General features: G+C 56.7%; 12 protein-coding genes. 4 read left to right on the plus strand and 8 right to left on the minus strand.

The window, feature by feature from the left end; translation table 11 throughout:
• The first annotated feature begins 72 nt into the window (after positions 1 to 72).
• From AC5DC2_RS10880 to AC5DC2_RS10890, 3 genes are all read left to right on the plus strand, one after another.
• Positions 73 to 2679: a UvrD-helicase domain-containing protein gene (locus AC5DC2_RS10880; protein ID WP_491698494.1), complete on the plus strand. Its 2607-nt coding sequence runs from the start codon at positions 73 to 75 to the stop codon at positions 2677 to 2679.
• A 156-nt stretch (positions 2680 to 2835) separates the two neighbouring features.
• On the plus strand, positions 2836 to 3681 hold the full coding sequence (locus tag AC5DC2_RS10885) for a type IV toxin-antitoxin system AbiEi family antitoxin domain-containing protein (RefSeq protein WP_024710155.1): 846 nt from the start codon (positions 2836 to 2838) through the stop codon (positions 3679 to 3681).
• A complete protein-coding gene (locus AC5DC2_RS10890; RefSeq protein WP_024710154.1) occupies positions 3671 to 4594 on the plus strand; it encodes a nucleotidyl transferase AbiEii/AbiGii toxin family protein in 924 nt (307 codons plus the stop codon). The genes AC5DC2_RS10885 and AC5DC2_RS10890 overlap by 11 nt, the downstream gene beginning before the upstream one ends.
• A gap of 145 nt (positions 4595 to 4739) precedes the next feature.
• On the opposite strand, the gene AC5DC2_RS10895 is transcribed toward AC5DC2_RS10890, so the two are convergent.
• From AC5DC2_RS10895 to AC5DC2_RS10930, 8 genes are all read right to left on the minus strand, one after another.
• The gene (locus AC5DC2_RS10895; protein WP_024710153.1) at positions 4740 to 4979 is read right to left on the minus strand and encodes a hypothetical protein; all 240 of its coding nucleotides are present in this window, start codon (positions 4977 to 4979) and stop codon (positions 4740 to 4742) included.
• 25 nt (positions 4980 to 5004) lie between these two features.
• On the minus strand, positions 5005 to 5424 hold the full coding sequence (locus AC5DC2_RS10900; RefSeq protein WP_024710152.1) for a hypothetical protein: 420 nt from the start codon (positions 5422 to 5424) through the stop codon (positions 5005 to 5007).
• Positions 5403 to 6374 carry an MvdC/MvdD family ATP grasp protein gene (locus AC5DC2_RS10905; RefSeq protein WP_036238494.1) on the minus strand — a complete coding sequence of 324 codons (972 nt, stop codon included), beginning with the start codon at positions 6372 to 6374 and terminating at the stop codon, positions 5403 to 5405. Before AC5DC2_RS10905 ends, AC5DC2_RS10900 begins: the two co-directional genes overlap by 22 nt.
• Positions 6371 to 6559 carry a hypothetical protein gene (locus AC5DC2_RS10910; RefSeq protein ID WP_024710150.1) on the minus strand — a complete coding sequence of 63 codons (189 nt, stop codon included), beginning with the start codon at positions 6557 to 6559 and terminating at the stop codon, positions 6371 to 6373. The genes AC5DC2_RS10905 and AC5DC2_RS10910 overlap by 4 nt, the downstream gene beginning before the upstream one ends.
• Before the next feature lie 240 nt (positions 6560 to 6799).
• Complete coding sequence (locus tag AC5DC2_RS10915; protein WP_024710149.1) at positions 6800 to 7585, minus strand: hypothetical protein; 786 nt, start codon at positions 7583 to 7585, stop codon at positions 6800 to 6802.
• 181 nt (positions 7586 to 7766) lie between these two features.
• On the minus strand, positions 7767 to 8846 hold the full coding sequence (locus tag AC5DC2_RS10920; protein WP_024710148.1) for an AlbA family DNA-binding domain-containing protein: 1080 nt from the start codon (positions 8844 to 8846) through the stop codon (positions 7767 to 7769).
• Between the two features lie 291 nt (positions 8847 to 9137).
• Positions 9138 to 9851, minus strand: a complete 714-nt coding sequence (scpB, locus tag AC5DC2_RS10925; protein WP_024710147.1) for an SMC-Scp complex subunit ScpB — start codon at positions 9849 to 9851, stop codon at positions 9138 to 9140.
• Between the two features lie 2 nt (positions 9852 to 9853).
• The gene (locus AC5DC2_RS10930; RefSeq protein WP_024710146.1) at positions 9854 to 10807 is read right to left on the minus strand and encodes a DUF1403 family protein; all 954 of its coding nucleotides are present in this window, start codon (positions 10805 to 10807) and stop codon (positions 9854 to 9856) included.
• Positions 10808 to 10954: 147 nt separating this feature from the next.
• Here AC5DC2_RS10930 and AC5DC2_RS10935 point away from each other — a divergent pair, with 147 nt between their 5' ends.
• A complete protein-coding gene (locus tag AC5DC2_RS10935) occupies positions 10955 to 12025 on the plus strand; it encodes a tyrosine-type recombinase/integrase (RefSeq protein WP_448469211.1) in 1071 nt (356 codons plus the stop codon).
• Positions 12026 to 12206: the final 181 nt, after the last annotated feature.

Below are 12206 nucleotides of genomic sequence, written 5' to 3' on the forward strand. Positions count from 1 at the left end.
GGGTCTCCTCAAAGAGCAGTTACCACGCCACAGCACAAAAATCAGGACAGTCCCCAGAACGGCGCCGAGAACATTGCGTGCCTGAATGTTGTCGCGATTTCCGTCAGCAAAGCGTTGCTCTGGCATTCGGTCGAAGTCCGGGCTCGCGATCAGGTCTACAGCCTAAATTGTCTTGGAGAAGAGGCTGCCACCCGGTTGGCGGCCGATCTCTATAGTTTCATCAACAGCTACCTCTTCGATCTGATCAGCTCCGATACCGAGCATCTGAACGCGGTGGATACGAAACTGATGGCTATCGTGGAGGGACAAAACCAATATCTCGCCCATGCTGACCTTGCACGGGCTATTGCCAGTGTGGAGAGTCAAGCCGCCGCGGCACTTTCGCACCCCCTGTTCGATCCGGAATTGATGACAGCCACCGTGAAAGCGACGCTTCCCCGATCGCTCGCCTTCATCACCGATCCTGCTGTCCGCCACAGATACAACGATGCGTTTGTCTCGGCCGAGCTGGCGAGATACCGATCGTTCTTCGACGACCTGGACGGCCGGTCGTTGTCCGATCAGCAACGCGAAGCTTGCATTCGACTGGAGGACAACAACCTTCTTGTCGCCTCCGCTGGATCGGGCAAGTCCGCCACGATGGTCGGCAAGGTCGCCTATGTCCTCGACAAGAAGCTTTACCGCCCGGAAGATATTCTTGTGCTCGCTTTCAACAAGGACGCGGCCCACGAACTGAAGGAGCGAGTAGCCCGGCAGCTGGCGGTCGATCCGGACGATCTGAAATGCAAGGTGACCACGTTTCACGCGCTCGGTCTCGGTGTCATTCGGGAAGTCGAAGGACAGCCGCCACAGCTTGTCAACTGGGTTGAGCACCCCGCCGGCGAAGCGAAGGTCATTGAACAGATCATTGACGAGTTGCTGCGGTCGGATCCGGAGTTCTCCCGGCTCTGGGTCAATCTCCTCGTCCTTCATCCCAAGGCGGATATTCCGGCAGAAGTGTTCGATTCCAAGGCGGACTATGATCGGTACCTCTCAGCACGTCGACGAAAAGGTAATGCGACCATTGGCACAATGGCTGGCATCTATGTGAAATCACTTCAGGAACAGACGATCGTCAATTGGCTCTGGTTGCAGTCCGTCGAATTCGAATACGAGCGTCAGATCCCCATCGAAGAGGATAATGGCGGGATCCGACATCTGCATCCGGACTTCCACTACCCTGCCAGCAATACCATCCATGAGCACCTCGCCATCAATGCGGACGGTTCCTCCCCGTTCGACAACTACATTACCCATGCCGAGCATAAGATGACCGCCTACCGCAACGCCGGCATCGACGTATTTCAGACAACGTCGGCGCAAGCACGCGACGGATCGCTGCTCGCAACCCTACAGGCAGAAATCACGAAACGAGGCATTCCACTCCAACAAAAAAGCTACACGGCAATCGTCAAAGGTCTCGAGCCAGTGGTCATCAAGCACTATCACAAGCTGACAGCGGTCTGTATCAAGCACATCCGGGCTAGCCACCTCACCCTGGACATGCTGCTTGAGCGAGCCAAATCGCTCCATGACCGGACCCGTGCCCGAGAATTTGCTCAGGTGATCTGGAAGATCACCGAATCCTATTCACGGAAGCTGGACCAGGCTAAACGCATCGACTTCGACTCGATGATCGCGAACGCCACACATCTCGTGGAGACGGGGCAATACCGGAGCCCCTACTCGCTGATCCTTGTCGATGAGTTCCAGGATGTATCGGAGCCACGCGCGAATCTGATCAAGGCGCTGAAACACCAGAAGCCGTTCACGAAAATCTTTGCCGTTGGTGACGACTGGCAATCGATCTATCGTTTTGCCGGTTCTGACATTACCATTTTCACGCAGTTCGAGGCAAACTTCGGAGCGAGCTGGCAAGGTCGACTGGAGCAAACGTACCGTTGCAATCAGCTCATAGCGGAGACGGCCGCCAGCTTCGTTCAGCGAAACTCGGCTCAGCTGAAGAAGTCGGTACGCTCGACGCGACCAGCCATCCCACGATCGATCCGGGTCATTCCGATCAGTGGTGAAGGGAGCAAGCCGGAATTCGGCGAGGCGTGTCACCAGCTCTTGCAACGGCTAAATTCGTTCCTGGGTGGGATTTCGGGGCAATGGCGGACAAAGGGGCGCGAAAAGCTCAACGTCATGGTCCTATGGCGCTATAACCAGCTCGATCCGTTCAAGGGTACACCGCCAAAATTCGAAAATATCGAGGTTTCCGGACTGTCGTTCCATCGCGCCAAAGGACTCGAGGCCGACTACACAATCCTGCTCGATGTCAGCGAAGGCGACTACGGCGTGCCGAGCCGGATCGAGGACGACGAACTTCTCAATCTGGTCATGCCACGACCAGAAAGCTTCGAGTTTGCCGAAGAGCGTCGCCTTTTCTATGTCGCATTGACTCGGGCAAGCCGCGGCGTGTTTTTGCTCACGAATAGCCGGGAGCCTTCTCGATATATCCGCGAACTTTCCGACATTGCCGGCGAAGATTTGCGATTTGAATCGATCGATGGCGATCCCCTGCATCAATGTCCCAAATGCCGGGTTGGCCAGTTGGTCGAAAGGAATGGCCGCGGTAACAGCCGGTTTCTGGGATGCAATCAGTATCCAGAATGCGAGCACACTGCACAGTTGCGCTGAACCGTCTAGGGCGATCCGAGTCCGTTACGCCGAGGGAGCATCAAACTTCTCACGTCACTTTTCAGTTGACACAAATAGTCAATTCAGAATTGACAAATTGATTTATTTGTAAAGTTTCATTCGCACCTGCTTTAATTTTGTGGCATAACGTCAAACATGAATGGACAACCAGAGACAAAGCTAAAGCAACTTCTCCAGCAAGTCCCCCCCGGCTTCCTGGTAGACTCGAAATGGATGGCCCGCCATGCCATCTCGCGACAATCCGTGTCTGGCTATATCAAGCAGGGCTGGCTCGAGCCAGTCATGTCGGGCGTGTACCGCCGCCCATTCTCCTCAGATACCAATCCAGAAGCTGTCGGTGGCTGGAAGATACCCCTGCTCTCAGCCGTCTGGCTCATGCGGCATGAGTTCCATGTCGGCGGGGCGAGCTCCCTCTCCTTGCGGGGACATGCTCATTACCTCTCGTTCAGCCGCGAACTTACCCTCTATCTCTATGGATCCGATATCCCGACATGGCTATCGAAGCTGCGGACGGACGCCGACGTGAAGACCAGGAGTAACGTCCTGTTCGGCGAAGGGGCGACCGGCGTCGAAAACGCGGATTTCGACCTTTCCAACGACGATGATCCAGAGCTGGCACAAAGCCCATGGCGCTGGCCAATGCCGATGTCCTCACCCGAGCGCGCGATCCTCGAAATGCTAGACGAAGTCCCAAAGGGCGAAAGCTACCACAAGGTGGACGTGGCGTTCGAGAGCCTTGCCAATCTGCGCCCGAGATTATTGACGACGCTCCTTACCCTGTGCCGAAGCGTCAAAACCAAGCGCCTCTTCTTCGTGTTTGCTGACAAGCACAATCATGCCTGGCGCCGGCACATCGACGTCTCCTCTGTCGATCTCGGAAAGGGCGACCGGGCGCTGACACCGGGCGGCCGGCTGCACCCCATCTATCGCATCACAGTCCCGAATGACTTGATGCCAAAGGAGGCCCAGTATGGCCCGTGACCAATACATGCGCCAGGTCGACCTTTTGGTGCGGACCCTTCCATTCATCGCCCGCCACGAGGCCTTCGCCCTGAAGGGTGGAACGGCAATCAACCTCTTCTATCGCGACATGCCGCGGCTCTCGGTCGATATCGACCTGACCTATCTGCCGATTGAGGATCGCGAAACGACACTGAAAAATATCGACACGACACTGGAGCACATCCGCGAAGACTTGATGGGCAACCTGCGGGGCGTGAACGTCCAGAGGATCGCCGGCGGCGGCAACAACCACACCCGCCTCCTCGTCCGGCAGGGCATTGCCGAAATCAAGGTCGAGACATCTCCCGTTGCGCGCGGAACTGTCCATCCACCCGAACGCCGACGCGTGAGCGCGGCCGTAGAGGACAATTTCGGCTTCGCCGAAATGCAGGTCGTTTCGTTCGAGGACCTGTTTGGCGGAAAGCTCCATGCGGCGGTAGACCGGCAGCATCCGCGTGATCTGTTCGACGTAAAACTGCTCTATGAAAACGAGGGGCTGAGCGACGCGTTGTTTCGAACATTTCTGATTTACGTTGGCAGTTCCGGCCGCCCGCCGCACGAGTTGGTCAGGCCTTCGCTCGCAACGCTAGACGAGGCCTTCGTCAAGGAGTTCGAGGGGATGACGATCGAGCCAGTCGGCCTCGACGATCTGAAGGCAGCGAGGAACCGGATGACGGCGGATATCCTCGCAAAGCTTGACGACAACGCGATGCGCTTCCTGCTGTCACTCCACGACGGCGAACCAGATTTCGAAGCCATCGGGTTGCCACAAGCGGCTGATCTGCCGGCCGTTCGTTGGAAGGTTCTCAACCTCGAGAAACTGAGGGCACAGAACCCCGAAAAACATGCCGAGCAACGGCGAGAGATTGAGGGGCTTCAGTCAAAAGAATAAGCACGGGGCACGCGGCGGTTGTCCTGACGAGCCGCGTTCCGCGCGCTGCATTTTCAGATCTTGGTAGCCGTCTGCGCTGTGATGTTTCACCGTGTTGCTCGCCATCAATGATAAACCTCTGACCAACAGGCCGATCCAGAAAAGCTCAAGAGGCATCGTCGCGAGGATTACGGGCTTCGAATCCGACAATACGGCTCTGTACCACGACCAATTCGAATTTTGGCAAAGCTGGAGCCGGTTCCTGACCTTTCGAGGGACTGATGAAACTGACAGCCATTGCAATGGCAAAGGCAAAGACGCCGTTGCGGATCAGGCCGATTGCCAAAGATGCTTCGTTTGCGCGTACCAGGTTGACTGTCTCAAACCCGCAAGCGGCATTCTCCATTGCTTGACGGCCACCCGCTCCGCCTTCAGCAATTATTGCGAGATATTTCGATCCATAGCCATATCGAGGTTTTGGTCTTAAACCCTGGAAGCCGACAAGCGCCCCCCCAAAGAAAGAACAGCATCGATACAAACAGCAATGCCAAAACGATGTACTTTATCGTCGATGGCGCCAAACCATCGACAACAGTCTTCGCCACTGCGCCACCAACAGTCAGAGCAATCGATAGTGTCGCAGTCAACTTTGAAAGTTTATCATCGAGTTCCTTGGCTCTCACCCACTCGCTCTCGATATACTTTTTAAGATCGTCATCACCGAGTTTTCGGATATCAGCAAAAGCCTCGTGCGTTTGCCAAACTTCCATCCTTTTCAGAAGCTTCCGATTAATAGGGTATATCCGGAAGAAATCCGGCAAGAGCGGATTCAGGAAGGTTGACCACGACAAGCGAGTGCCTCCGCAATAGCATTTGAAATCCCTCGACCTCCTCGGTCGAGCCAGCCCCACTCCCCAGTCGGATTTATCTCAATGAACCAATACTGATCTTTCGAAAGAGCCAGATCGATCGCTGCGTATTCCAACCCGAATTGCTCCACCAACTTCAGGCAACGGTCGGCGATTTCTGGGGGAAGAGAATAATCGTGATACTCCAATACCGCCTTCGGTCGAAGCCTCCAGTCGCCTTCGATTGCCGCACCACCGTCTGTCACAGCAACACACCACAACCGCTTTCCGACAATCGTAACTCGAAGATCCGTTTTGGGAGAAAGGACAGCCTGAAATGTCGCAGGGGCTGCTCGCAAGCTTTCGTCGGCGCACTCGCTCCAATCAATGATCGTCGTGTACCCAAAATGCTGTACGTCACCCTCGAACAAAAGAACGGTATCAATGCTCTTTAGTGCAACCTTGTCCCCAATGACGTGCGGAATGTCCGCCAGCGGGTCGTTGGTTATCCTAGTCTTCGGTACCGCGAATCCAAGCATGGCCGCCTTGCGCAACTGCAGTGGCTTGATTTCGCCGTTATAAGTCTCTGTCGGCCGATTGACCCAGACCGCCTGATCGAAGAGCATCATCCCACGCATCAAGGCAGCCCATTGCGACCGTTCCAATTGCTCTGACGGAGACAGCCCTCGCCCAGGCGTATTTCTGAGAAAGGTGGGCTGCCGCCACCAGACCGACCGAAGTCCCGAGCCCACCTGCCATTCTCTCTGGTCATGGCGACAAATCATACTGGCCGCCAAAGGATCAATCGTAATCCCCCACTCGGAAAGCTGCTCGCGGTTAATCCGGAGAAAGGACACGTTCATGTCCGCCAAATGATGACATATACGATCGGTGGACAGATCGGCCAAACTGGAAAAGATCAGCACCTCCACGCGTTCCGCCAGCAAAGTCATTCGCCTTTTTGATCTTCACCGGTCTCGAGATCGTTCTTTTTGGTCTTCATCTCGCTTTCCGGATCAAAGGCGATTAATCCCTCCTGACCGCGCCAGACGCCAGCCACAACGTCATACTCAGCGTCGGAGGGTACGCCACTGCCATTTACCTTGGTTGTCTTCGCTACGCGTTGAAGAATATGCATGCAGAATCCTCTATACTATTGTAGTTGATAGAGATGAAGGTATGCGCCATAGGAAAAATACGCAATCGTGTGGCCTACTTTCAAGCAACTATACATTTAGCCTCCCCTATCTACGCAGGATTCATCGAAAGGCTGGTCCAAGGCAAAATACTGCCGACCTGACCTTCCCGGACACAACCTCGATCATCATTGATACAAATCATTTCGGGGCGCGGAGCAGCGTTTTGGTCGATCCCGCCGCTATCCAGAATACGCAGGTTCAAAATCAGTAGCTGGCGCGTACATCGAGAGAACGATTGCCGGATTTTCCTCGATCCGCGAGTTTCGCTCGTAACCTCGTGCCGCGTTCACGGTCTGCATGGAGATGTTCAGATAGGCATTATACGAATCGTAGGCGACGCGTTTCACTGAAAATCCTGTAGTAAAGGCAGCGGCAAGAAGCATTCCGTTGGAAACATAATTCCCCAAGTATGTGAACAGTCCGAACGCCCGCGACAAGTCTTCGGCACGATGTTTCAAGCCGTAACTCCCAACTTGGCGATTGAACGATTTCGTCCTTTTCTGCCGCGAAAGGAAGATCAGTGCCAACTCGAACTGGTCTGCCGCCCAATCGTCATTGTAGGCTTCGCGTCGTCTGTCCGCAAACAGAGCTTCACGCTCTTCCTTCGGCTTCCGCAACTCATCACGGCCGCCATGCCAGATCGAGTCGAAACCTCGTAGCGTCAGCTCTGGATTCTCATCAAGCACCTTGCGAAGCATTGCCCGAGCCACGGAGCGCGAAAGATATCGGGCGCGCTTTTCGCCATCGATGATGGCAGATACACCTAAAGCGGCACAATACATTTCGTTATCGACGTCTATCCGTAGGCGGCCGCTCTTTATCGACGTCAGAAAGCTGGCATAGGTTGAAAACCCTAAGCCTTTTGCGGCCGCCTCCATTCGGTGCGTCGGCCGTGTCTCAGGATGAGACTTTCTCAGGCTTTCCTTGATGAAGGGTAGATCGGATTCATGGACAAGCAAGTGCATGGCGAAACCTCATCGCTTCGGCAGCTGGACGCCATTTAAATCAGCAGCCGAGGGACAGGATTCGGCGTACATCTTATAAGAGAAGTGCGGCTTTTAACTTGGCGACAGGTTAGGAACCACGGTCCACCGGGAACAATTGCGCTACCGCTGCGATTCGTCAAGGGCGCTCGACACGCGATCGTCAGCGGCCATAGACCGAAACACTTCTGACCTTATCATAGAACCGATCAATGAGACCTTGTTCATCCACGCGTTCAACCCGCATCGGCCGACCGAGACTGGCAGCGCTGGCATTGGGAAAGGCCCATTCAAGTTTTGGATTGCGGCGCAGATTCTTCACCGCGAGAAGAACCCCATATGGTCCTCGGATGCCAGAATCGTCCAGAACGAGCTGGATATCACGCAAGTGTCGAGCGAACTCCTCGCGAAACTCATGAACTGTTAGTCGTCCCTCCCCATCCCGGACAGAGAAAGGATGGGAGACATAGGAGTGGACGAGCCAATCATCACCGATAAAGAAGCGCGAGATTGATCGCCATTCTTGGAACGTCGCGTCCCGAGCCTCGACGCCATTCTCACACCCTTTGAAAACACCCTGGCTCTCCCCGTGATAATGACGCATCACTTTCAGAACACCCCGCCCGGGATCGAAAGGCGCCCGCTCCCGTTCATAATGCTCTTGTGGCACGATCGCGATATGCAGCGTTGCGCCGTCGTTCTGCATGATGTCACGCGCCTCGACAGCCGCATTCTCACGCTCCATTAGCTGTACGGTATCGGCTTCCAGCTTCTCGATCGGTGTAAACAGCGCGTGGAGTTGGTCACGGGGGATCGGCGTGTTTTGCGCACCGGTGCGTAAATGAAAGCCGCCGGTAATCTTATTCTGATAAGGCCGCAGGCGATGGTCAGGGAGATCGAGCCACAAAATGAACCCTCCCGCGTCCAAATCGAGGAATTTCACATGAACGCCCAATGGCTTGGGGTCTATGTTGTCCTGAATGATTGAAGTGATGCGGCGTTGTAGGGCATCGCGATCGCCCTCCATTGGCTCGAAGCGCGAGAAGACTCCCCTCTTTTCATGCACGCCGACGATCAAGTACCCAGGTCCAGCGTTCAAGAACGCCACGACATCATCGATGAAGTTTGATTTTCCACGTTTATCATCCAGGTTCAGGAGTGCCTTGAACTCATAACCCTGTCCCTCGAAAACGAGGCCGGACAGGATGCCATCAATAGTCGGCACCGGCGGTTGTTCATTCATTCTTCGACCCTTTCAGTATTTGCCGACTGAATTCTGTTGGTAACATTTCATTGTCACGGATCGAGATCAACGCACTGATATCGAGACGTTCTGACGACATGGCGCCGGCTTGCGCTTGCCACTCAAATGGTAGGCTTCATTTTTGGGGTTTGGGCTCTCGGCGCCTTCACGGCGTTCGACCTCTCACACTTGGCCAACAAGGTCTGAGTATTCGGCTGTCTGTCACAACGGCTCTTTCGATGCTTACCATCATTCCGAAGCTGATCCTGAAGCGTTCGGAGCCAGTTCCGTTCACTCGATAGAGTGCGATTCCTGGCCCTCCTCATCGGCGGCTCCGCCTTGTGAATCGGCCACCTCCTCTTTGACAGCATTGCGGCTCAACAACCCTGCATCCTCCAGCGCCTCCATGTCCGGGAGGTCCCGCAATGTCTCCATGCCGAAGGCCGACAGAAAATGTTTCGTCGTCACATAGGTATACGGCGCCCCTGGCGTCGGGCTGCGCGGCCCAGAGGAAATAAACCCTGCGCCACGCAGCGATCCGATCAGATCGCGGCTGACCTCCTTGCCAAAGATCTTCGACAGCTCGCCGCGTGTGACTGGCTGGAAATAAGCAATTGCCATCAGCACCATGGACTCATGCTCGGACAGCACCGCAGCGGCAGATCGCGTCGGCGCGCAAGAAGCCCGGATCGCCTCCGCATAAGCCACTCGGGTCCGATGCTGCCAACCACCAGCCACGGAGACCAGCTCATAAGGCCTATCACGCAACTCTTCGATGAGGTCATCAATGATCAGGTCAATGCTGCAATCCTTTCCGACCACGCGCGCCAACATTTCACGCGTCACCGGCTCAGCCGAGGCAAAAATCACTGCCTCGACCCGCATCATCCATTCCCGCCACCGCAATTCCACCGGCAGATCCCTCAACTCCCGATCAAGCAGACGTTCGTCTCCTTCACTTGATCGCGTTCTTTGTCTTGACTTCGCGGGGCTCGTTCCGGTCATCCTCACAATCCATAGATCCGGAACGACGATCGGCCGGACAGCTCGCGCACGGCGCCAAAACTCTGAAGCCGCTCGAACATCCGGGTGCTTGCCCAACGAGATAGTTTGATGCCCGGGGCCGAAGCCAGGACCGCATCTTCATCCAGCAAGCTACGAATGATCGGTTCGGCACCTTTGGTACGCAGTTTGGGAGCAACGGCCAGAAGCTGATCTGCGCGACGCGCTATCTCCGCTGCTGACCGCAAGGCTGAATCGATCGCGTCAACCAGAGCCAAACAGATAGCTGTGGCGAACGCCACTTCGCCGGGGCGGACCCGCCCCCTCCCCCCAATGGTGCGGAAGGCTGGACCGTAGCGTTCGGACAGCAGAAGCGGGACAGGTTTTGGCCATTTGAGTTTTTGCGCCAGGACACTGTCGGCCAGCATAAACGCCAGCACTTCAGCGTCCGGGCGAACGGCAGAAATCGCCGTTATCAGGTCCGCCACCGCGAAGGGAGCCGCCCGCCCGGATTGAAGCGCAGCATCGACCAGATCAGGAATTGCCGCAAGGTCTTCATCCCATCCGAGCGCCAACAAGTCCGCGAGCTCATTTACGAAATTCGTGGTGACACCACCGGATCGACCTGGCGATCTTTTCGTGACCAAAAACAGCTTTCCGGCCGGTCCGGGATCATCCCCTGGGGCAGTCAGCAAAACCGCGTCACGCAACGCGTGATCGTCCTCGTTTCGGCCCATCAGCCGCACGGCAACGGCAGCACATTTAAGGGCTTGCCGCGACCGCCAGCAGCCGGCCCAGACCGGATCCAGCTGAACCAGATCATCAAGTGATTTCAAGGCGATGCCGGCTGCAAAGGCCGCATCCGCCTCCGATACATCGCGGCCGCGCGACCGCGACCATCCCGGCAGACTGAACAGTCGGATCGGCATTGATGAGGGGGCGAATGGCAACGAATCCATGCCGGAGACGCTACACCGGATGTGCGGTTTATGCCATCCGTTTCAGCAATATCCGCACTGCCTGTCGTTATCTTTTTATGAATGATAATCTTGCATTATCGTTCATAATGCTCATTAAAGAGAGAACCCGCCATTTTGAGGCCCTCAATGCCCGAAAACGACGCCGATCCGCACGCCAGCCCGTCTCTCGGCACAGCGGCCGCTTATGAATTGCAGCCGTCGGGCGCGTTGACGGGTCATCTTGCGCCGCTGGTCGAACGCGCCCGGGGCTATGTCGACGCCTCAAGTTCGGCCAATACAAGGCGCGCCTATGCCGCCGACTGGGCGCATTTTTCAAGTTGGTGCCGGCGCAAGGGGCTTGCGACCCTGCCGCCGGATGCACAGACCGTCGGGCTCTACATCACGGCGCTCGCCGCAGGCGAAGCGGCCCCGCGGGCAAAGCCGAGCGCGGTCTCCACCATCGAGCGGCGGCTGTCGGCAATCGCGTGGAACTATGCGCAGCGCGGTCTCACGCTCGATCGCCGCGACCGCCATATCGCCACGGTGCTGGCCGGCATCCGCAATCGTCATGCGGCCCCGCCGCGCCAGAAGGAGGCGATCCTGCCCGAGGAGTTGATCGCCATGGTCGAAACGCTCGACCGGGGAACGCTTAGGGGCCTGCGCGATCGCGCCATGCTGCTGATCGGCTTTGCCGGCGGTCTGCGCCGCTCGGAAATCGTCGCGCTCGATTGCGGCCGCGACCAGACCGAGGACGGCAACGGCTGGATCGAGATCCTCGACAAGGGCATGCTGGTGCCGCTGCGCGGCAAGACCGGCTGGCGCGAGGTGGAGATCGGCCGCGGCTCCTCGGATCTCACCTGTCCCGTCCATGCCGTGGAAACCTGGCTGAAGCTCGGCAGGATCGGCCATGGCGCCCTATTCCGCCGGGTCACCGGCAAGGGCAAGGCCGTCGGTTCCGAACGGCTGAAGGACCAGGAGATTGCCCGCCTCATCAAGAAGACGGTGCTCGCCGCCGGCATTCGCGGCGAGTTGCCCGAGGCCGAACGGATAAAACTGTTCTCCGGTCACTCCTTGAGAGCGGGCCTCGCCTCCTCGGCCGAGGTCGACGAACGCTATGTCCAGAAACAGCTCGGCCATGCCTCCGCCGAGATGACAAGGCGTTACCAGCGCAGGCGCGATCGGTTCAGGGTAAACCTCACCAAGGCGGCAGGGTTGTAGGCTGCCATTCCCTGCCCTGTCTCTCAGAGCTTTGGGCCGTGTCGGGAGCGCTCCGCAATGCCCGACAGATCAACTTTCTTGCCCGCGACATCCGCGACGATCTTCAACGTGCCGCCAAGGGATTCAACATAATCGCGAAGCGTCGACAGTTTCATGTCGGCCCGCTTCTCCAGTCTCGAAA

It is taken from the genome of Martelella sp., assembly GCF_984369615.1.